This window comes from Rhizobium sp. GR12, from assembly GCF_036596185.1.
Taxonomy (GTDB): domain Bacteria; phylum Pseudomonadota; class Alphaproteobacteria; order Rhizobiales; family Rhizobiaceae; genus Agrobacterium; species Agrobacterium nepotum.
The window spans coordinates 71,513-91,320 of record NZ_JASXTH010000002.1 but is presented as its reverse complement, the minus strand read 5'-3'; the positions used below and the strand labels follow the sequence as shown (position 1 = coordinate 91,320).

The 19,808-nt window shown below is 59.4% G+C and carries 19 protein-coding genes; 13 read left to right on the top strand and 6 right to left on the bottom strand.

Translation table 11 applies throughout. From position 1 onward, the window contains the following. Window positions 1-29 precede the first annotated feature (29 nt). The 4 genes from radC to QSK43_RS03365 are packed head-to-tail and all read right to left on the bottom strand — an operon-like array spanning window position 30 to window position 4,371. Complete coding sequence (gene radC / locus QSK43_RS03380) at window positions 30-875, bottom strand: RadC family protein (RefSeq protein WP_332302310.1); 846 nt, start codon at window positions 873-875, stop codon at window positions 30-32. A 13-nt stretch (window positions 876-888) separates the two neighbouring features. Further along, window positions 889-1,722: a type I methionyl aminopeptidase gene (gene map, locus QSK43_RS03375; protein ID WP_332302309.1), complete on the bottom strand. Its 834-nt coding sequence runs from the start codon at window positions 1,720-1,722 to the stop codon at window positions 889-891. A 31-nt stretch (window positions 1,723-1,753) separates the two neighbouring features. Further along, complete coding sequence (sfsA, locus tag QSK43_RS03370) at window positions 1,754-2,473, bottom strand: DNA/RNA nuclease SfsA (RefSeq protein ID WP_332302308.1); 720 nt, start codon at window positions 2,471-2,473, stop codon at window positions 1,754-1,756. 38 nt (window positions 2,474-2,511) lie between these two features. After that, entirely contained in the window at window positions 2,512-4,371 is a 1,860-nt protein-coding gene (locus tag QSK43_RS03365) for a PHA/PHB synthase family protein (RefSeq protein ID WP_332302307.1), read from the bottom strand. 139 nt (window positions 4,372-4,510) lie between these two features. Between QSK43_RS03365 and QSK43_RS03360 the strand changes: the two genes are divergently transcribed. After that, window positions 4,511-4,933 (top strand): hypothetical protein, encoded by a 423-nt coding sequence (locus QSK43_RS03360; RefSeq protein ID WP_234704290.1) that lies wholly within the window; start codon window positions 4,511-4,513, stop codon window positions 4,931-4,933. 488 nt (window positions 4,934-5,421) lie between these two features. On the opposite strand, the gene fnrN is transcribed toward QSK43_RS03360, so the two are convergent. Then, window positions 5,422-6,147, bottom strand: a complete 726-nt coding sequence (gene fnrN / locus QSK43_RS03355) for a transcriptional regulator FnrN (protein WP_045025265.1) — start codon at window positions 6,145-6,147, stop codon at window positions 5,422-5,424. 212 nt (window positions 6,148-6,359) lie between these two features. Between fnrN and hemN the strand changes: the two genes are divergently transcribed. The 8 genes from hemN (at window position 6,360) to QSK43_RS03315 (ending at window position 14,461) form a co-directional block, all read left to right on the top strand. Further along, window positions 6,360-7,700: an oxygen-independent coproporphyrinogen III oxidase gene (gene hemN, locus QSK43_RS03350; protein WP_332302306.1), complete on the top strand. Its 1,341-nt coding sequence runs from the start codon at window positions 6,360-6,362 to the stop codon at window positions 7,698-7,700. Between the two features lie 114 nt (window positions 7,701-7,814). Further along, window positions 7,815-8,099, top strand: a complete 285-nt coding sequence (locus QSK43_RS03345; protein WP_152643204.1) for an acyl carrier protein — start codon at window positions 7,815-7,817, stop codon at window positions 8,097-8,099. 89 nt (window positions 8,100-8,188) lie between these two features. Further along, window positions 8,189-8,668, top strand: a complete 480-nt coding sequence (locus tag QSK43_RS03340; RefSeq protein ID WP_332302305.1) for a 3-hydroxyacyl-ACP dehydratase FabZ family protein — start codon at window positions 8,189-8,191, stop codon at window positions 8,666-8,668. Window positions 8,669-8,875: 207 nt separating this feature from the next. Continuing rightward, the gene (locus QSK43_RS03335) at window positions 8,876-10,072 is read left to right on the top strand and encodes a beta-ketoacyl-ACP synthase (protein ID WP_332302304.1); all 1,197 of its coding nucleotides are present in this window, start codon (window positions 8,876-8,878) and stop codon (window positions 10,070-10,072) included. A gap of 12 nt (window positions 10,073-10,084) precedes the next feature. Then, complete coding sequence (locus QSK43_RS03330; RefSeq protein ID WP_332302303.1) at window positions 10,085-11,368, top strand: beta-ketoacyl-ACP synthase; 1,284 nt, start codon at window positions 10,085-10,087, stop codon at window positions 11,366-11,368. A gap of 152 nt (window positions 11,369-11,520) precedes the next feature. Further along, window positions 11,521-12,549 (top strand): zinc-binding dehydrogenase, encoded by a 1,029-nt coding sequence (locus QSK43_RS03325; protein WP_332302302.1) that lies wholly within the window; start codon window positions 11,521-11,523, stop codon window positions 12,547-12,549. Between the two features lie 4 nt (window positions 12,550-12,553). Further along, window positions 12,554-13,483, top strand: coding sequence for a lipid A biosynthesis lauroyl acyltransferase (locus tag QSK43_RS03320; protein ID WP_045025252.1), 930 nt, complete (start codon window positions 12,554-12,556; stop codon window positions 13,481-13,483). 279 nt (window positions 13,484-13,762) lie between these two features. After that, complete coding sequence (locus QSK43_RS03315; RefSeq protein WP_332302301.1) at window positions 13,763-14,461, top strand: hypothetical protein; 699 nt, start codon at window positions 13,763-13,765, stop codon at window positions 14,459-14,461. 44 nt (window positions 14,462-14,505) lie between these two features. Here QSK43_RS03315 and QSK43_RS03310 read toward each other — a convergent pair whose 3' ends face one another. Continuing rightward, entirely contained in the window at window positions 14,506-15,309 is an 804-nt protein-coding gene (locus QSK43_RS03310; protein WP_332302300.1) for a TSUP family transporter, read from the bottom strand. A 182-nt stretch (window positions 15,310-15,491) separates the two neighbouring features. On the opposite strand from QSK43_RS03310, the gene QSK43_RS03305 reads away from it, so the two are divergent. The 4 genes from QSK43_RS03305 (at window position 15,492) to QSK43_RS03290 (ending at window position 19,748) form a co-directional block, all read left to right on the top strand. Next, window positions 15,492-16,451 carry a nucleoside hydrolase gene (locus tag QSK43_RS03305; protein WP_332302299.1) on the top strand — a complete coding sequence of 320 codons (960 nt, stop codon included), beginning with the start codon at window positions 15,492-15,494 and terminating at the stop codon, window positions 16,449-16,451. Window positions 16,452-16,751: 300 nt separating this feature from the next. Beyond that, window positions 16,752-17,972, top strand: coding sequence for an LL-diaminopimelate aminotransferase (locus QSK43_RS03300; RefSeq protein ID WP_332302298.1), 1,221 nt, complete (start codon window positions 16,752-16,754; stop codon window positions 17,970-17,972). A 61-nt stretch (window positions 17,973-18,033) separates the two neighbouring features. After that, window positions 18,034-19,344, top strand: coding sequence for a homoserine dehydrogenase (locus QSK43_RS03295; protein WP_332302297.1), 1,311 nt, complete (start codon window positions 18,034-18,036; stop codon window positions 19,342-19,344). Between the two features lie 179 nt (window positions 19,345-19,523). After that, a complete protein-coding gene (locus QSK43_RS03290) occupies window positions 19,524-19,748 on the top strand; it encodes a hypothetical protein (protein WP_332302296.1) in 225 nt (74 codons plus the stop codon). The last annotated feature ends 60 nt before the right edge of the window (window positions 19,749-19,808 follow it).

The following is a 19,808-nucleotide window of genomic DNA, read 5'->3' as shown; positions in this document are numbered from 1 at the left end:
GAAGACCTTCGCGTCGGTGGCAGTCGATTTCAGAGCAGCCGAAGCCCTTTGAAGCTTGCGTGGCCGTCCTTGCCGATGATGATGTGGTCGTGAACCGTGATCCCCAACGCCTTTGCCGTATCGACGATGGTTTTGGTCATCTCGATATCCGCACGTGAAGGGGTGGGGTCTCCACTCGGGTGATTATGAATTAAAATCAGTGCTGTAGCTGATAACTCAAGCGCGCGTCGCACCACTTCGCGCGGATAGACCGGCGTGTGGTCCACGGTTCCCTGGCCCTGCACCTCGTCGGCAATCAGGACGTTGCGCTTGTCGAGGAACAGGATGCGGAACTGTTCGCGCGTTTCATGGGCCATGGCGGCGTGGCAATAATCGATGACGGAGGACCAGGAGCCGAGAACCTGCTTGTTGCGGATTTCGCTTTTCAGCATGCGCTGGGAAACGGAGGCGACGAGCTTCAGATCGAACGCCACGGCTTCGCCCACGCCTTTCACTTCCTGCAGCAAGGGCAGGGGCGCGCCGAGCACGCCGCCCAAGGTTCCGAAGCGGGCGATCAGGGCCTTGGCGATGGGTTTGGTATCGCGCCTCGGGATCAGCCGGAAAAGCAGAAGTTCCAGCAATTCGTAATCGGCAAGAGCGGCATCGCCGCCGTCGCGATAACGTGTCCGCAGCCGGTCCCGGTGGCCATGATAATGGGCGGTTTCCGCTTCCGGCTCCGCAATGGCTGCGGGCCGTTCCGCAGTCTTTTTCGCAGTACTTCTTGGTTCGGCAAAAAAGCCGCGTTCGTCCTCACCGTCGAAAAGATCGCCCTTTCCCGCCTGAAAGCCGGAAGTCGAGGAAAGATCGGCGGAAGGCGGGGCGGGGCGTTTTGCCATGGGCGGTCTGGCCTTATGCTGGTGGCGGCAGGCCCGGACGATCGAATCCGCCCGGCGACAGCGTGAAGATTTCGCAGCCGGTGGCCGTGACGCCGACCGCATGTTCGTATTGCGCGGAAAGCGAGCGGTCACGCGTCACCGCCGTCCAGCCGTCGGAGAGCACCTTCACATGCGGTTTGCCGAGATTGATCATCGGCTCGATGGTGAAGATCATGCCCTCGCGGATTTCCGGACCTTCGTCCGGGCGGCCGTAATGCAGGATATTCGGCGTGTCATGGAACAGGCGTCCGACGCCGTGGCCGCAGAAATCGCGCACCACCGAGCAACGCTCCGCCTCGGCATAGGCCTGTATCGCCGCGCCGATCGCGCCGGTGCGTGCGCCCGGTTTCACCGCCGCGATGCCGCGCATCAGGCACTCATAGGTCACTTCCATGAGGCGCTCGGCGGCGCGCTTGATCTGGCCGACGGGATACATGCGGCTCGAATCGCCGTGCCAGCCGTCCAGCACATAGGTCACGTCGATATTGACGATATCGCCCTCGCGCAGCGGTTTTTCATCCGGAATGCCGTGGCAGACCACATGGTTGATCGAGGTGCAGACGGATTTCGTATAACCGCGGTAGTTCAGCGTTGCCGGCAACGCGCCATGGTCGGCGCCGAACTCGAACACGAAACGGTCTATGGCATCCGTCGTCACGCCCGGCCTGACGATTGCCGCCAGTTCATCGAGGCAACGCGCCGTCAGCTGGCACGCCTTGCGCATCCCGTCAAAATCTTCCGCGGTGTAAAGGCGGATGACGCCGGTATTCTTCAAGGGGGCGGAGGCTGCGTCGATATAGGTGACCATGATAGTGCTTTCTGTCTTTTTACATCTCCGTTCATAAAACAGCCGGACGCCATTCGTCCATCGCAACCGTTCCGCTGACCGAAATTTGTGCCGGGGAGACGGTACATTTCACCGCATAGGCCTCCACGCCGCGTGCCATGGCCCGATTGAACGCCAGCGCATAGACCGGGTCGAGATCGTCGCAGATGCGCAGCCGGTCGCAATCGTCGCGCTGGATGAGGTAAAGCATCACCGCCCGGTGACCGGCCTCCACCGCGTCGCCCAGCTCCTCCAGATGTTTGGCGCCGCGCTTGGTGGCGGTATCAGGGAATTCGGCCAGACCCTTCTCGCGCATGAAATGCACGTTCTTCACCTCGACATAGGCATCCGGCCGGCCGATTTGCGAAAGCAGGAAATCGATGCGGGAGTTGCGGCCGTATTTCTGCTCGCGCCGGATCGTCGAATAGCCCGTCAGTGGCGGGATGCGGCCGTTGAGGATGGCTTCTTCCGTGAGCCGGTTGGGCATGCCGGTATTGATGCCGACCACGGTGCCATCGGCCTCGACCATTTCCAGCATGTGCCGGTATTTTCGGGTCGGGCTGTCATGTTCGGACAGCCAGATACGTGAGCCTGACGCGGTCAGCCCGCGCATGGAGCCGGTATTGGGGCAGGAGCCGGTAATCGTCGTGCCATCATCGAGAATGGCATCGAAGAGGAAACGCTTGTAGCGGGCGATTAGCGTGGCGGGAACGAGGGGAGGCGTGAAGAGCATGTGGCCTGAAAGGTGAGAGGAATGGCGGGCGGATTTCGTCAGGAGAGAACATAGGTTCCGGGCGCATCGCCGAGTATGGCGCGCTTGCCGCTGCCCGGGGCTCTCGCCTTCACCTTCTCACCATCCTGGGCTTCGATCCAGTTTTGCCAGTGCACCCACCATGACCCCTTATGGGCGGTGGCGGAGGCCTGCCAGGCATCGAAGTCTCCTGTTGGTGATGCGCCTGTCCAATATTGGTATTTTTCGGGTTCCGGCGGGTTGACGACGCCCGCTATGTGGCCGGAAGCGCCAAGCACGAATTCCACCGGGCCGCCGAACAGCGCCGCACCCGTGAAGACCGATTTGGCGGGCGCGATATGGTCGTCGCGGGTGGCGAGATCATAGACCGGGATTGTGATATCGCCGAGGTTGATCCTCTTTTCCGCTACCCGCATCAGCCCGCGCGCGAGATTGTTCTCGAGATAACAATTGCGCAGATAGAAGGAATGGCAGGCAGCGGTCACCCGCGTCGAATCGGAATTCCAATAGAGGAGATCGAAGGGCAGGGGTTCCGTGCCGCGCAGGTAATTATCGACCAGATAGGGCCAGATGAGATCGGAAGCGCGCAGCATGTTGAAGACGGTGGCCATGATCGAGCCGTCGAGATAACCGACCGCCTTCATGTGTCTGTCGAGCGCTGCAAGCTGGCCCTCGTCGATGAAGACCTTGAGATCGCCCGCATGCACGAAATCCGTCTGGGCGGCGAGCAGCGTGGCGCTGCGGATACGCTCGTTGCCTTCCTGGGCGTGCAAAGCCAGCGCTGCTGACAGAAGCGTGCCGCCGACGCAATAACCGATCGCATTGATCTCCTTTTCGCCGGTTCGCTCCTCGATCGTGTCGAGGGCGAAATCGATGCCTTCGCGGATATAGTCCTCCCAGCCCTTGTCGGCCAGCCGGGCGTCCGGGTTGATCCACGAGACCATGAAAACGCTATGACCCTGATCGAGGCACCATTTGACGAAGGATTTCTGCGGGTTGAGATCGAGAATGTAGAATTTGTTGATCCATGGCGGCACGATGAGCAGTGGCCGTTTGAAGACCTTTTTCGTCGTCGGCGCGTAATGGATGATCTCGCAGAGCGGGCTTCTGGCAACCACCTTGCCTGATGTGATGGCGATATTCTGGCCGATGACGAATTTGCTGTAATCGGTCTGGCGCAATTTCAGGTGGCCATGGCCGGCTGCAACATCTTCGGCAAGCTGCGCCATGCCCTTGACGAGATTGGCGCCGCTGGATGCGACCGTCTCGCGGAAGACCTGCGGATTGGTGAAGACGAAATTGGCCGGTGAAAGGGCTTCCGTCACCTGCCGCATGTAAAACAGCGCCTTGGTGCGGGTGTGCTCGTCCAGCCCTTCGGCTTCCGTCACCATCCGGTCGGCAAAACCGACGGTGGTCTGATAGGCTTTGAGAAGAAAATCGAAAAACGGATTTTCCTGCCAGTCCGCATCGGCAAACCGCCTGTTTTTACGCTCCGCCGGGCCGGTCTCGGCAGCCTTTGCCGAGGGGGAATCGGCATCCTCGGAAAACTGCGCTACCGATTTCGCCCAGAGATCGTAATAGCTGGAAAGCAGGTGGGTCTGTGCTTCGATGGAACGTTTCGGCTCCGCCATCCAGTATTCGGCGACATCGGACAGGGTCTTGACGAGATCGGTCACCGGATCGGCGCTGGCCTGCGGAATTTCACCGCGCTCGCGCGGCGCCAGCCATTCAGACGCTGCCTTGCCGAGATTCTCGAGCGCGCGGGCGATGTTGACCGCGAAGGTTTCCGGGTCGCGGATCAGGTAAGCCTCGGCGGCTTTGGCATCGAAACCGGGCGTTTTGCCACCCTTTTTCTTAAGCCCGCCGTCAACACCCGCCATGCGCCGTCCTCCACCAAATTTGTGTTTGCACATTCTGCATGAAAACGAATACAAGTTCCACCAGCAAGGGGAGGCCGCAAAGGACCGAACCGCAGTCGAATTCGATATTGGCAGATATCCTTACAGGCGGAACATGACGATGGGCAAGCAGATGGGCACATGGGGAACATATGCGGAAAACACCGCAAGAATCGCCGTTCTTTCGCTCTCCGGCGTCATGCTCGTCACCACGCTTGCCGCCTGCAAGGCTCCTGAGCCGATCGTCGCGCCCGCCCATATGCGCCGCCCGACAGCCGAAATCGTCGGTCCGCGCCCCGTCAGCGACAATGCGGTGAGCCAGAGACGCGATACCGGCACCTATCCGACCTTTGGGACGCCGATGACCGCCGCCGGCACCCAGATGGGCGACGACGAGGCCTCCACCATGGAATCGAACCTCTCGCGCCTCGGCGCCGCACGCCGCAATGGCCAGATTTCGGAAGCCGAATACAAACGCCGCGTCGCGGAACTGCGGGCGCTCGCCGAAAACCAGAAGCCGGTCGCGACGCCTGTACCGCAGTAATTCCCCACCGTTCGTCATCCTCGGGCCTGTCCCACGGCTGTTCGGTTTAAATTTCCGGACACCGTCTATGACATGGAAGTTGATAACGACCCCCACCAAACACTCCAACGTCATCCTCGGGTCTGTCCCGAGGATCTGCAACGTCTTGATTTTATCGACGTGTTTAGATCCTTGGGACAAGCCTAAGGATGACGGCAATCCTTGGGCTTCGTTGTGCCAACCGCTCTCATAACCCCTTCTTTACCCTGCCTTTGAACCATCCGCTTACCGAAGATATTAAGCGGATGGATGCGCTTTGCCGCTTATGATGTGGTCATAACAAACAGGCCGCTGAAAAAGCGGGTGACAGGGTGAAATATCATGAGATGCATCGCCGCTTTGCTGGTTCTTGCCGGTTTGGCGCTCCTGCCCGCCGAGGCGAGGGCGCCGCACATTTATTCCGGTAAATCAGCGCTTCAGGGGCAATGAAGACAGCGTAAAAGTGCCGGTCAGTCGTTGCCGGCGGTTTCGCTGAGCATATCGAGGTCGGGCACCGTGATATGGCGGTTGTTCTCGATGCGGATGATGTCTTCCTTGCGCAGCTTGGTCATTTGCCGGCTAACTGTTTCGATGGTGAGGCCCAGGAAATCGGCGATGTCGGCGCGTGACAGCGGCAGGTCGAAGGACGATTTGTCGTCTTTTGCCGGGTCGATATGCGTGGCGATCATATAAAGAAAACTCGCAACTTTTTCCTGTGCCGATTTGCGGCCGAGCGTCAGCATCCAGTCGCGCGCTTCATCCAGTTCCTTCAGCGACTGACGGTGAAGTTTCCGCTCCATGTCAGGCACTTCGGAAACCATGCGCTCGACGATATGGCGCGGGAACAGGCAGATTTCCACATCGGTTGCGGCTTCCGCCGTCATTTTGCTTTCCGCCATGAACGGCCGCCCGAGAAAATCCGGTGCGAATTGCAGGCCGACGATCTGCTGGCGGCCATCCGACATCATCTTCGAGAGCTTCACCACGCCGTTGAGAATATTGCCATAGGAAGTGACGAGTTCACCCTGGCCAAGCAGCTCATTGCCCGCTTCCAGTTTTTTGCGGCTGGAATGACGGTTGAGGTCGCAGAGCTGCTGCGGCGTCAATGTGCTGCAAAGACCGCCATGGCGCCCCTGGCAGGAGCGGCACACCACGGGTTCCTGCGAATTGTGGATGGTCTTTTGCAACGTGTCCATAAGCCTTTTCCGATGCTGGCTTTAAGGGACGAATGCGACCGTGGGTGTGAAATCCGGTCTTTTCGAAGGCTTGCGCCGTGTAGCCGTCGCCCCCGCGTCTACTTTAGCAAGAACTTAAGGTGCGACTTGATTGAAGTCAAAGTTGCAAACTGTCGCAGCCATTACTGAAAGAGAGGAAATCGACATTTACTTGATAAAAGGCAAATCCGGGGATGAATACCGAACTTCTTCACAAATATTCGGGCGCCGTGCCGCGTTACACGAGCTATCCTACCGCGCCGCATTTTCACGAGGGAATCGATATTGGCACCTATCGCCGCTGGCTCGGCGATCTCGGCCACAGGAACCGGATATCGCTTTACCTGCATATTCCCTATTGCGACCGGCTGTGCTGGTTCTGTGCCTGCCACACCAAACACACGCTGAAATACGAGCCGATTGCCGTTTATCTTGAAGCATTTAAACGGGAGATAACGGCCGTCGGGGCTCTAGTTTCACCGGATGCGGTGGTGAGTGCCGTGCATTTCGGCGGAGGTTCTCCCACCATGCTGAGACCTGAGGATATGGTGGGCCTGATGGATTGTCTTCGAGGCCATTTCACCTTCGGGTTGGCGCCTGAAATCAGCGTGGAGATGGACCCGAACGATCTCGACGACGGTCGCTACGATGCGCTTGCCGCCATCGGCATGACGCGGGCAAGCGTTGGCGTGCAGGATTTCGATGACAAAGTGCAAAAAACCATCAACCGCATCCAGACCTTCGAGCAGACGCAATCGGTGGTGGATGCCGTGCGGGCGAGGGGCGTCCATTCGGTCAATTGCGATATTCTCTACGGCCTGCCGTTTCAGACCTGCGAGACATTGGAGAGGACGGTCAACCAGATCGTCTCGCTTGATCCGGACCGGGTAGCACTTTTCGGTTATGCCCATGTTCCCTGGATGAAAAAGCACCAGTCGATGATCCCCGAAGACGCATTGCCCGGTATTGCCGAGCGTTACCGCCAGATGAGGATGGCGGGAGAGATGCTCGGCGAGGCGGGTTACAGGACGATCGGGATCGATCATTTCGCCAGGCCGGCCGACAATTTATGCCGGGCGGCCGAGGCGGGCGAGCTGCGGCGGAATTTTCAGGGCTACACCACCGACACGGCCGACACCCTGATCGGGCTTGGCGCATCCTCGATCGGCCGCTTGCCGCAGGGCTATGTGCAGAACATGGTGGCGACGGGGGAATATCAGCGGATAGGCGGTCTCGCCGTCATCAAGGGGATAGAGCTGTCCGAAGACGATCATTTGCGTTCGCATGTCATCGAGCGGCTGATGTGCGATTTTTCGCTCGATTTCTCGGATTTGAAGCACCGCTTCGGCAAGGCCAGCCATTCCGTCAGGGCGCAGGCGCAGCATTTTGCCGCAACCGACAGGGACGGCGTGGTGCGGTTCGACGCCGATATTTTTGCCGTGACAGAGGCGGGCAAGCCATTCGTCCGTAATATCGCGGCAATCTTCGACGCCTATCTCGGTAATGGACGCGGCCGCCATTCGGTTGCTGTTTAGGCAACAGTTTTGAGGCAAAATTCAAAGTTACGTCACGAAACCATTGGCTTTTTTGTGCGACTTGCCTATGTGGTGCGTCAGACAGCATATTTAATACGAACGACAATAAGGATTATGGGCGTGACAGCTACATTCGACAAGGTTGCCGACATTATCGCCGAAACCAGCGAAATCGACCGCGAAACCATTACGCCGGAAAGCCATACGATCGACGATCTGGGCATCGACAGCCTCGACTTTCTGGATATCGTTTTCGCCATCGACAAGGAATTCGGCATCAAGATTCCGCTCGAGCAGTGGACGCAGGAAGTCAACGAAGGCAAGGTTTCCACCGAAGAATACTTCGTGCTGAAAAATCTCTGCGCCAAGATCGACGAATTGAGCGCAGCCAAGGGCTAAGACGATAATGCCCGCTTCGAGCGGGCATTTCTTTTTCTGGACCCGGCCTTCAAGGGCGGGTCGTAACCGACCAGAAACGGGCCGGACGGATGCTGCTTGAATATTTTCAGATGATCGACAGGGTCGAGACCGTGGATATGACGACGCGCACGTTGAAGGCGCAGTCCGTCGTTCCCGACAAAAGCCCGGTTTTCGAGGGACATTTCCCCGGCATGCCATTGGTTCCGGGCGTGCTTCTGATCGAGACCATGGCGCAGGCTTCCGGCATGCTGGTTCTGGCGTTCAGCGATTTTTCGTCCATGCCTTTCCTGATGTCGGTCGATGGCGCCAAGATGCGAACTTTCGTGGAGCCGGGCGCGGTTCTCGACATCGAGGCGGTGCTGGAGCATGACGGTTCCGGTTTCGCCGTCACCAAGGCGAAGATCACCTCTGGCGGCAAGAAGGTCTGCGACGCGCAGCTGAAGCTGCGGACAATGCCCTTCAGCGAAATTCCGCTCGCGCCTATCGTCAGAAAGCGGGCCGAGGAAGTCGGCCTGATGGCGGCAATTGCTGCGGATGCGCAAAAATAAGCGCTTCCACTATACCGAAAGAGGGCGTTTTTCGCGTCGCCGCCGTGTTGATGTATGAAAATCGGGGGCTTGTGCAGGCGGATCGGGCCTTCACCATTGCCAATCCGCATCGCGCGCTTTATTCCGCAACGCATGGAGTGGTCGTTTGCGACCGCTGTTGGATAGCCGTGACCGCTTGAACGGTCCGGCTGCAAAGGATGACAGACGATGAAATCTGACAATGATGTGGTGATAACCGGGGTCGGCATCGTGACCTGTCACGGCGTCGGCAGCCAGGCGCATCTTGCGCTTCTTTCGGGAACGGCGGCGCCGGAAACGGTGATCGAGACCGAAAAATTCAAACCCTATCCGGTCCATCCCATGCCGGTGATCGACTGGTCCACGCAGATCGCCAAGCGTGGCGACCAGCGCCAGATGGAAAACTGGCAGCGCCTCGGCGTTTTTGCTGCGGGCCTTGCGCTCGACGATGCCGGGCTGAAGGAGAATACCGAAGCCTGCGCCACCATGGACATGATCGTTGCCGCCGGCGGCGGCGAGCGCGACATCAATGTCGATACGCTGATCGTCGATGAGGCGCTGAAGCGCAACGACCGCGAAGTGCTACTCAACGAGAAGCTGACGACGGAACTGCGTCCGACCCTGTTTCTCGCCCAGCTTTCCAATCTGATGGCAGGCAACATCTCCATCGTGCACAAGGTTACCGGCTCCTCCCGCACCTTCATGGGTGAGGAAGCGGCGGGCATTTCCGCCGTTGAAACCGCGTTCCACCGCATCCGTTCGGGCGAATCAAGCCACGCGCTGGTGGGCGGCGCCTTTTCCGCCGAGCGTCCCGATATGATCCTGCTGTTCGAAGCGATCGGTGCGCATGCGCAGGGCGGCTGGCAGCCGCTGTGGTCGCGTAGCGGCCAGGACGGCGGCGGCATGGTTTCCGGTTCGCTCGGAGCCTTCCTCGTATTGGAATCGCGCAAGCACGCCAGCGAACGCGGCGCACGGATCTATGCCCGCATCGACGCCATCGAAGGCGATCGCGGCAGCCGTGACGACGGCAAGATGGAAAAGCGCATGGAGCGCCTGCTCGCTCCCGCAAAGGACAGTGCGGCGACCGTCGTGTTTTCCGGCGCGAGCGGCTTTGACGACGTCACCCGCCGCGAAAAGAATATTCTCGAGAAAATCCTGCCGCAGGCCGCGATTCGCGGTTTCGGCGGCGTTACCGGTCATGGGCTCGAGGCGCAGTTTCCGCTTGGCCTCGCGCTCGCGGCGCTGACACTTGAAAGCGGCGCGAAGGTGCCTACTTTCGATGCCGCCGCGGAAAAGCCAATGGGCGAGGCGGCCAGCGAAGCGGTCGTCACCACCGTCGGCCATGTGCGCGGCGAAGGTGTCGCCGTTCTGTCCCGTGACGTGTGAGGAGAAAAGACCATGGCTTCCAATTTCAAGGATCATCTCGGTCGCCCGATCGTCGCTGTCACCGGCATGGGCATCATCACCTCGCTGGGGCAGGGTCTTGCCGATAACTGGGCGGCGCTGACGGCCGGCAAGTCCGGCATCCACAAGATCACCCGCTTCCCGACGGAGGGGCTTTCGACAAGGATCAGCGGCACGGTCGATTTCATCGACATCCCGGTTCCCAATTCCGTCGAGCGCTCCTATGCCTTTGCGCGCGAAACCACTATCGAGGCCTTGGCGCAGGCCGGCATCTCCGGTGATTTCGACGGGCCGCTGTTCCTGGCCGCGCCGCCGATCGAGCCGGAATGGAGCGCCCGTTTCGAGCTTGCCGACCGGTCTCCACCGGCCGCCCAGCCGGGCGATGCCTATGAGCGGTTCCTGACGGCTTTCCGTCAGCGTCCCGACCCTGCATTTCAGGAGGCGGCACTTTTCGGAGCGATTTCGGAGCGTCTTTCCGACCGTTTTGGCACACGCGGTCTTCCGGTGACGCTTTCCACCGCCTGCGCTTCTGGCGCAACCGCGATCCAGCTCGGCGTCGAGGCAATCCGTCAGGGCCGCACCGAGCGGGCGCTGACGGTTGCCACCGACGGTTCGGTCAGCGCCGAGGCACTGATCCGCTTTTCGCTGCTGTCTGCGCTTTCGACCCAGAACGACCCGCCGGAAAAGGCATCCAAGCCGTTCAGCAAGGATCGCGACGGTTTTGTGATCGCCGAAGGTGCGGCGACGCTGGTGCTGGAATCGCTGGAAGCCGCCGTCGCACGCGGCGCCAAGGTTCTCGGCATCATCAAGGGCGCCGGTGAAAAGGCCGACAGTTTCCACCGCACCCGTTCTTCGCCAGACGGCGGTCCGGCGATCGCGACGATCCGCGCGGCCCTTGCCGATGCGGGTGTCGCCGAAAGCGATATCGGCTACATCAACGCTCACGGCACCTCGACGCCGGAAAACGACAAGATGGAATATGGCTCGATGCTTGCCGTTTTCGGCGAAGGCCTGAAGGGCATTCCGCTGTCGTCCAACAAGTCGATGATCGGCCACACGCTGACAGCGGCGGGTGCAGTGGAGGCGGTGTTCTCGCTGCAGACCATGCTGACCGGCACCTTGCCGCCGACGATCAACTACAACAATCCCGATCCCACCATTTCGCTCGACGTGGTGCCGAATGTAAAACGGAACGCGACGGTGAATGCCGTGCTTTCCAACTCCTTCGGCTTTGGCGGGCAGAATGCAAGCCTTGTCATGACGCGCGAACCGGCCTGATCGATTCCGCCAGAAAACAGAGGCGTTTCCGGCCAGATCGAAACCTCGGAAACGCTCTCGCTTCTTTGATTACGCATTCCGGCCGAAAAACCGCTACAGAGTTTTGCTGGAATTATTCTTGGGATAAACGCCTCCGGGCGAAGGACTGAAACATGCGCGCTCTTCAACTCGTCGACGACCGGAAGCTCGAAAAAGTGGACCTGCCCGAACCGGATGCACCGGGACCGGGCGAGGTGACGCTGCGTGTCAAGGCCGTGGCGCTCAACCACATCGACGTCTGGGGCTGGCGCGGCATGGCTTTTGCCAAGCGCAAGATGCCGCTCACCATCGGTGCTGAGGCTTCCGGCGTGGTGGAGGCCATCGGTCCGGGCGTTTCGAACGTGCTGCCGGGCCAGCTCGTCGCGATCTACGGCGCGCGCACCTGTGGGATTTGCAAGCCCTGCCGCGAAGGCCGCGACAATCTGTGCGAACATGTTCAGGGCGTGCACGGTTTCCATCTCGACGGCTTCGCGCAGGAAAAGATCAATATTCCCGCCCGCCAGCTTGTTCCCGCACCGCATGGCGTCGATGCCATCGGCGCGGCTCTGGCGCCAGTGACCTTCGGCACGGTGGAACACATGCTGTTCGACAATGCGAAGCTCGAGCCGGGCGAAACGATCCTCGTGCATGCGGGCGGCTCCGGCATCGGCTCGGCGGCCATCCAGCTTGCCAAGAAGATGGGGTGCACCGTCATCACCACTGTCGGCTCAGACGACAAGATCGAACGGGCGAAGGCTCTCGGCGCCGACCACGTCATCAACTACCGGACCGACCGTTTCGAAGGCGTCGTGCGCAAGCTAACGAAAAAGAAGGGCGTCGACGTGGTGTTCGAGCATGTCGGCAAGGACACCTTCGCGGCCTCGATGTTCTCGCTGAAGCGGGGCGGACGTCTCGTCACCTGCGGCTCCACGTCAGGCGTGTCCACCGATATCAACCTGATGATGCTCTTCCAGCAGCAGCTGAAGCTGCTCGGTTCCTTCGGTTGCCGCATGGAGAACATGGCCAACGCCATGCAGAAGATGGCGCGCGGCATCGTTCATCCCGTTATCGACACCGAAGTCACCTTCGAGGATATCGACCGGGCGCTGGAACGTATGGAAACGCGCCAGGTATTCGGCAAAATCGTTCTGCGGATGGATTGACGCCTTGAAACTGTTCATTACGCGGATCGTTCTGAAGCTGGACCGTTTCCGGCAATGGCTGATCGCGACGTTTGCCTTCGGCCTTCTCAATCTGCTGAAGCTTTTTCCAGCCGATGCTGGCATTCGCGCAGCCGACAGGCTAGTGCGCTGGGTCGGCCCCAAAACCGGCCGCCACCGGCTGATGCTGTACAATCTGGCGCGCGCCTTTCCGGAGAAATCCGAAGAGGAGCGGCTGGCCATCGCGATGGACAGCTGGGGCAACATGGGTCGGCTTGCGGCGGAATATGTCTTCCTCGACCGGTTGTTCGATTTCGATCCGGAAAAAAACGAACCGGGCCGTATTCAGGTCGTGGGCATTCCGACCTTTACGGACCTGCGCGACAATCCGCGGCCTTTCATCGTCTTTACCGCCCATAGCGGCAATTTCGAATTGCTGCCGGTGGCCAGTTCCGCCTTCGGTCTCGATGTGACGGTGCTGTTCCGGCCGCCGAACAATCCCTTTGTGGCCGACAAGGTGTTCAAGTTCCGCAAGGAACGCATGGGCAATCTTGTGCCTTCGCATGCCGGCTCGTCCTTTGCGCTTGCGCGGCAGCTGGAAAGGGGCGGCGGTGTCGGCGTTCTGGTCGACCAGAAGTTCGGCAAGGGGCTGACGACGAAGTTCTTCGACCTTGAGGTTCGCACCAACCCGCTTTTGGCCAAGCTGGTGCGTCAGTTCAATTGCGATGTCTATCCCGCCCGTTGCGTGCGTCTCCCGGACAATCGCTACAGGCTGGAAATAGAGCCGAAGGTCGAGATTCCGCGTGATGAAAAAGGCAATGTCGATATTCAGGCGACGGCGCAGCTTTTGAACGACAAGGTTGAAAGCTGGGTCCGCGAATATCCCGAACAATGGCTGTGGTATCATGATCGCTGGGACGTGAAGCACCAGATTTGAGACGTTTTCAACGTGGCCGGACTTCTCGTGATTTTTAGAAAATTCGGTCGTGAAATTGTGCATTTCGACATTTTTTTACGTTGGTGGAACCTCATTTCTCGTTCATGGATTATCGAAATTGAAAAAATAGCAGCAGCTATGGTATTTTAGAACGCGGCCCCTGTAGCGTTCCCGTATGTTGTTACGTCATTTTTAAGCGCGTGAACGCTATAATCAGGGGATAAGCGTCTATCCATTCGGATTGGGAGCGGGCTGTTTGCCCGTTCAGGGAGAGTTGGGTTGAAAGATTTAATAGAGCTGTTCTGGCTGCGTTACACGGAACTGCAATCTGCCGTTGGTAAAAACGAGGCCGACAAGATCGCAGTGCTGGAGCGTGAACTGGAGCAGCTGCTCAACCGGGTCATCGGGCGTCAGACCGGCAGCTCCGAGGACATTCGCGAGCAGTTCCGTTTCGCCATCGATCTCCTCAATCATGAGGCGGAAGATCTTGGTTGCGTGCAGCGCAATTCCGAGCTTTTGCGAACGCTTGTCGATCGTTATGTCGGCATGCCGCTAAAGGCCAAGGTGATCGGCGACGAGGACGAGGACAGCCTGGAATGGCATCATCGCCATCTCATCCTTGATGAGGACATGCTGAACGATCTCGACGAGCCCGTGGTTGTCGTTTCCCCCGGCTACCGCGTGTCTTTCGCCAATGGGCTCGAGGCGTTTCCACGCAATTCGCCGGATGGGCTGTTGGGATGTCACATCGCCGAGCTTGTCGGGGTGCACCGTTTTCAGAACGACCTGCGGGAACGGCTCGACAATTGCTTCAAGGGCGGTACGTCGAAATATACCTATGCCGAAGATCATGACGGCCATACGATTGTAAAGTCGCTCGAAATGTCACCCTGCTACTCCTCCAACTACAAGCTGGTTGGCGCAATGGTGGTCATCAGGGAAATCGCCGACCGCAGACGCCGTCGCGCCACGGCGTAGCGTCCACGGCCTGGACGCCTGCGCCGGGCCGTTTCATTTTCCCATCATTTGGGGAAGATGGTTTCCCAGATCGTTGTGATGGACCAGACGGATGATGCATCCGCAAGAAGTTTCGTTGCCATTGCCAGACAGGAAATAACCAGGAGCGGGCGGATGATCTTCGCACCGTTTTTCATCGCGAAACGCGATCCGATCTGCGCGCCGACGAACTGGCCGACGCCCATGGCGAGGCCGAGCTTCCAGAGAACAGCACCTCCAGCCGCAAAAACAACGAAGCCGCCGAAGTTCGAACCGAGGTTCAGGAGCTTGGTATGGGCGGTCGCCTTCAGCATGCCGAAACCGGCAAGCGCGACGAAGGACAGCATGTAGAAGGAACCCGCGCCGGGGCCGAAAACACCGTCATAAAAACCCACCAGCGGTGCAGCGGTAAGGCCGAACACGAAAGGCGTGATGCGCCGATGGCTGTCGATATCGCTGAGCTGCGGCTTGAAGGCGAAATAGAGGGCGATGGCGATCAGCAGGAACGGCATGATGGTGCGCAGGAGATCCGATGGTACGAAGGCTGCGATGACCGCGCCCAACATGCCGCCGAACATCGCCATGACGGCCATCGGCAATTGTTCCCTCAGATTGACATGCCCGCGCCTTGCATAGGCGATGGTGGCCGATGCCGAACCGAACTGCGATTGCAGCTTGTTGGTGCCGAGCGTGTCGAGCGGCGCAATGCCCATGATCAGCATGGCCGGAATGGTGATGAGACCGCCGCCACCGGCGATGGAATCGATAAATCCGGCAAAGATGGCGACACAGAAGAGAACCAGAAAAACGTTGAGGGCGATGTCTTGCACTTGGCATGTCCGAGCGGGCGGAAGGAGAGGCCCCCTTCTTTCACCGAAAAGATCGCCACGCAATATTTTTCTCTCCGATCTGGTGCGGACAGGGGGATTGCGGTGTTGCCGCTTATGGGTATGTTTCCGTGGCGCTTCGCCAAGAGAAGCGATGGCGCTTAAGACATCAGGATGAGGGCATTATGCATAAAGTGATATTCGATACGGACCCCGGTGTGGATGACGCCATGGCGCTTCTGTTCCTGCATCGCCACCCCGATATCGATCTGATCGGCGTCACCACCGTCTTCGGCAACGCACCCATCGATATCACCACCCGCAATGCGCTTTTCCTGAAGCGGGAATGGCAGATGACGGCGCCGGTGGCCAGGGGTGCAGGCGTGACTTTCGATCCTGCCCGCAAGGAAGGCCACTGGCCGACATTCATCCATGGCGAGAACGGTCTTGGCGATATCGATATCCCTGAGACCATCGATCTGCCGCTCGATCCTCGCCCGGCGCACCGGTTCATCATCGAGACGGTCAAGGCCAATCCCGGCGAGGTGACGCTGATCGCCGTCGGCCGCATGACCAATCTGGCGCTGGCGCTGCGCGAGGAGCCGGATTTTGCGGCACTGGTGAAGCAGGTGATCGTCATGGGCGGCGCCTTCGACATCAACGGCAATATTTCTCCGGCGGCCGAAGCCAATATTCACGGCGATCCCGAAGCGGCCGATCTGGTTTTCACGGCACCCTGGCGTGTGGTCGTCGTCGGCCTCGACGTGACGACGAAAACGGTGATGACCAGCGCCTTCATGGCGGAGATGGCGGAAGCGGGCGGCGAGCCGGTGCAGCTGCTTTCCGATCTGTCGCAATTCTACATCGATTTCTACAAGACCCGCACGGGCGACGGCATGGTGGTGCATGACAGCTGCGCCTGCGTCTACCTCGTTGCGCCGGAACTGTTTGAGACCCGCAGCGGCCCGGTGCGCGTCGTCTGCGGCGGGCTTGCCGATGGTCAGACCATTCAGAAGCCGGATGGCCGCGCCTTTCCGCCGGGCGACTGGGACGGACATCCAAGCCAGCTCGTCTGCACGGATATCAAGCCGGAGCGGGTGCTTTCGGTCATCCGCGCGGCAATTGTGAAGGGCGAGCGCGGCTGAACGGCCGAAATGGCCGATCTTGAGCATGGTCTGCCTTGCATTTTCCCAGAATCTGGCGTTATGCAGGTTTCCTGATTACATTGCGCAATCCGCCTTGCCGGGGGTCTGAAAAGGCCATGCCGGAAGCACAAGGCGGATGATCGTGATGCCGTGCGGACCGAGAAAACCCCTGTAGGTTTTCCAGTGCTTTGCGGTACAATGAATAACGTCTGCCGGATCGGTTCGTGTCGGCGGCGTTTGAAAACAAGAACGAACTTCGTTATGGGCCGGCAGAACCGGTCCATTTCCATGAGGAAAGAGATGGAAGAGTTTCATAAGGTCCGGCGTCTGCCGCAATACGTCTTCGAACAGGTCAACCGTTTGAAAGCGAGCGCGCGAGCGGCCGGAGCCGATATCATCGATCTCGGCATGGGCAATCCTGACCTTCCGACCCCCAAGGCGATCGTCGACAAGCTTTGCGAAGTCGTTCAGGATCCTCGCACCCATCGTTATTCCTCGTCCAAGGGCATTCCCGGCCTTCGCCGTGCGCAGGCCGGCTATTATGCCCGCCGTTTCGGCGTGAAGCTGAACCCGGATACGCAGGTTGTCGCAACGCTTGGCTCCAAGGAAGGCTTCGCCAATATGGCGCAGGCCATCACCGCGCCGGGTGACGTGATCCTGTGCCCGAACCCGACCTATCCGATCCACGCCTTCGGCTTCCTGATGGCGGGCGGCGTCATCCGTTCCATGAATGTGGAGCCTGATGAAAGCTTCTTCGGTCCGCTGGAGCGGGCGGTGCGCCACTCCATCCCGAAGCCGCTGGCGCTGATCGTCAACTATCCGTCGAACCCAACGGCGCATGTCGCCTCGCTTGATTTCTACAAGGACGTGATCGCGTTCGCGAAGAAGCACGAGATCATCGTGCTGTCTGACTTGGCGTACTCGGAAATCTATTTCGACGACGACAATCCGCCGCCTTCCGTTCTGCAGGTTCCGGGCGCTATCGACGTTGCAGTCGAATTCACCTCCATGTCGAAGACCTTCTCCATGCCCGGCTGGCGCATGGGATTTGCCGTCGGCAACGAGCGGCTGATCGCGGCGCTGACCCGCGTGAAGTCCTATCTGGATTACGGCGCGTTCACGCCGATCCAGGTTGCGGCGACGCATGCGCTGAACGGCGACGGCTCCGACATTGCCGAAGTGCGCAGCGTCTATCGCCGCCGTCGCGACGTCATGGTCGATACTTTCAGCAAGGCCGGCTTCGAAGTTCCGCCGCCGGCGGCGACTATGTTCGCCTGGGCGAAAATCCCGGAAAAGTTCCGCCATCTCGGCAGCCTGGAATTTTCCAAGCTTCTGGTCGAGAAGGCTGATATCGCCGTTGCTCCCGGCATCGGCTTCGGCGAGATGGGCGATGATTACGTCCGCCTCGCGCTCGTTGAAAACGAGCATCGAATTCGTCAGGCAGCGCGCAATCTGAAGCGTTTCCTGTCGAGCGCTGACGAAACGATGCACAATGTCGTTTCGCTCAATGCCCACAGATAAGGGCAACCGAAGACGGCCGGGTCCCGGCCGTCACCATCACCAGCAAATCAGGAACATACCCATGGCAGATTCATTGAGAATCGGCATAGCGGGGCTCGGCACTGTCGGCGCTTCGCTCGTGCGCATCCTCCAGCAGAGAAGCAACGAACTTGCAAACACCTGCGGACGCGCGATTGAGATTATTGCTGTCAGCGCGCGCGACCGTTCGCGCGACCGAGGCATCGATCTCAATGGTATTACCTGGTTCGATACGCCCGAACAGCTTGCGAACGAAGCCGATATCGACGTGTTGGTCGAACTGGTCGGCGGCGCTTCCGGACAGGCGGAAAAGGCCGTGCGCGCAGCGCTTTCACGCGGTCTCCATGTGGTGACAGCCAACAAGGCCCTGCTTGCCAAGCACGGCGTCGAACTGGCGACGATTGCCGAAGACAAGGGCGCGCTCCTCAATTTCGAAGCGGCCGTGGCCGGCGGTATCCCCGTCATCAAGGCGCTACGTGAGTCTCTCACCGGCAACCATGTGTCGCGCATCTATGGCATCATGAACGGCACCTGCAACTACATCCTGACCAAGATGGAGAAGGAAGGGCTGTCGTTCGAGGCGTGTCTGAAGGAAGCACAGCGGCTGGGTTATGCCGAAGCTGATCCGGCCTTCGATATCGAGGGCAACGATACCGCCCACAAGCTTGCCATTCTGACCACGCTCGCCTTTGGCAGCAAGATTTCGGCCGACGACATCTATCTCGAAGGCATCACCAATATCTCCAGCGAGGACATCCAGGCGGCCGCCGAGCTGGGTTATCGCATCAAGCTTCTCGGCGTGGCGCAGGTCACCGAATCCGGCATCGAGCAGCGGGTGCATCCGACCATGGTGCCGCTCGATTCCGTCATCGCGCAGGTTGATGGCGTCACCAATGCGGTGGCGATTGAATCCGATATTCTCGGCGAGTTGCTGATGGTCGGTCCGGGTGCGGGCGGCAACGCCACCGCCTCGGCTGTGCTCGGTGATATCGCCGACATTGCCAAGAGCCGTCCCGGTGCCCAGCAGGTTCCGGTGCTCGGCCGCCCGGCGAAGTCGCTGACGGAATATCGCCGCGCCAGGATGAAGAGCCATGAGGGCGGTTATTTCATCCGGCTGACGGTGAAGGATCAGGCGGGCGTCTTCGCCTCCATCGCCAGCCGCATGGCGGACAACAACATCTCGCTGGAATCCATCGTGCAGCGCCAGCGCGTGCAGGTGGAAGGCGCGCCGCAGACGATCATCCTCGTTACCCATGCGACGATGGAAGATGCGATCCGCAAGGCCGTCAAGGCAATCAAGAACGAGAAATATCTGGTCAGCGAACCCCAGGTCATCCGCATCGAGCGGACCTGAGACGTTCCAGACCTTTTTTGAACCCGAAGACCGCGTTTTCACATGGAGGCGCGGTCTTTTTTCGTCCGGAAGCGCCTGCCGCACGAGCCACCATAAAATTTGAGGGTGAGGCCGCAGAACCGCTGGAAAACAACGCGATTCGGCTCTATGGTTAATCATGTTCACCAAGCGAGGGAGGCGTGGCCGTGACATCGATTATCCTTTTCAAGGACAGCATGCATGAAGGCGTTGTGGTCGCCCGTCACCGGGCGCGGCCTCACAATGCCAATGACAATATTCGAAGCATGGAATTCGATATTGCCGAATATGAGCGCAACTGGTGTTCGCTTGCGGTGTTTTCCCTGTTGTTGCTGGTTGGCGCCGTGTCGATCGTCAGCCCGTTTTTCTCGATTTTTTCGGTGTGAAATCTCATACGGGCGTTTTTGCTTGAAAAAGGCGTCACCGCCATTTAGCCCGTTGTCATG

What these genes read in the sequence shown, in the direction of transcription:
- sfsA (WP_332302308.1), bottom strand. Translation starts at nt 2,473, where the DNA reads ATGCTCTTCACGCCTCCCCTCGTTCCCGCCACGCTAATCGCCCGCTAC.
- fnrN (WP_045025265.1), bottom strand. Translation starts at nt 6,147, where the DNA reads ATGGACACGTTGCAAAAGACCATCCACAATTCGCAGGAACCCGTGGTG.
- QSK43_RS03345 (WP_152643204.1), top strand. Translation starts at nt 7,815, where the DNA reads ATGGGCGTGACAGCTACATTCGACAAGGTTGCCGACATTATCGCCGAA.
- QSK43_RS03325 (WP_332302302.1), top strand. Translation starts at nt 11,521, where the DNA reads ATGCGCGCTCTTCAACTCGTCGACGACCGGAAGCTCGAAAAAGTGGAC.
- QSK43_RS03295 (WP_332302297.1), top strand. Translation starts at nt 18,034, where the DNA reads ATGGCAGATTCATTGAGAATCGGCATAGCGGGGCTCGGCACTGTCGGC.
- QSK43_RS03300 (WP_332302298.1), top strand. Translation starts at nt 16,752, where the DNA reads ATGGAAGAGTTTCATAAGGTCCGGCGTCTGCCGCAATACGTCTTCGAA.
- QSK43_RS03305 (WP_332302299.1), top strand. Translation starts at nt 15,492, where the DNA reads ATGCATAAAGTGATATTCGATACGGACCCCGGTGTGGATGACGCCATG.
- QSK43_RS03335 (WP_332302304.1), top strand. Translation starts at nt 8,876, where the DNA reads ATGAAATCTGACAATGATGTGGTGATAACCGGGGTCGGCATCGTGACC.
- QSK43_RS03360 (WP_234704290.1), top strand. Translation starts at nt 4,511, where the DNA reads ATGGGCAAGCAGATGGGCACATGGGGAACATATGCGGAAAACACCGCA.
- QSK43_RS03340 (WP_332302305.1), top strand. Translation starts at nt 8,189, where the DNA reads ATGCTGCTTGAATATTTTCAGATGATCGACAGGGTCGAGACCGTGGAT.
- QSK43_RS03365 (WP_332302307.1), bottom strand. Translation starts at nt 4,371, where the DNA reads ATGGCGGGTGTTGACGGCGGGCTTAAGAAAAAGGGTGGCAAAACGCCC.
- map (WP_332302309.1), bottom strand. Translation starts at nt 1,722, where the DNA reads ATGGTCACCTATATCGACGCAGCCTCCGCCCCCTTGAAGAATACCGGC.
- hemN (WP_332302306.1), top strand. Translation starts at nt 6,360, where the DNA reads ATGAATACCGAACTTCTTCACAAATATTCGGGCGCCGTGCCGCGTTAC.
- QSK43_RS03330 (WP_332302303.1), top strand. Translation starts at nt 10,085, where the DNA reads ATGGCTTCCAATTTCAAGGATCATCTCGGTCGCCCGATCGTCGCTGTC.
- radC (WP_332302310.1), bottom strand. Translation starts at nt 875, where the DNA reads ATGGCAAAACGCCCCGCCCCGCCTTCCGCCGATCTTTCCTCGACTTCC.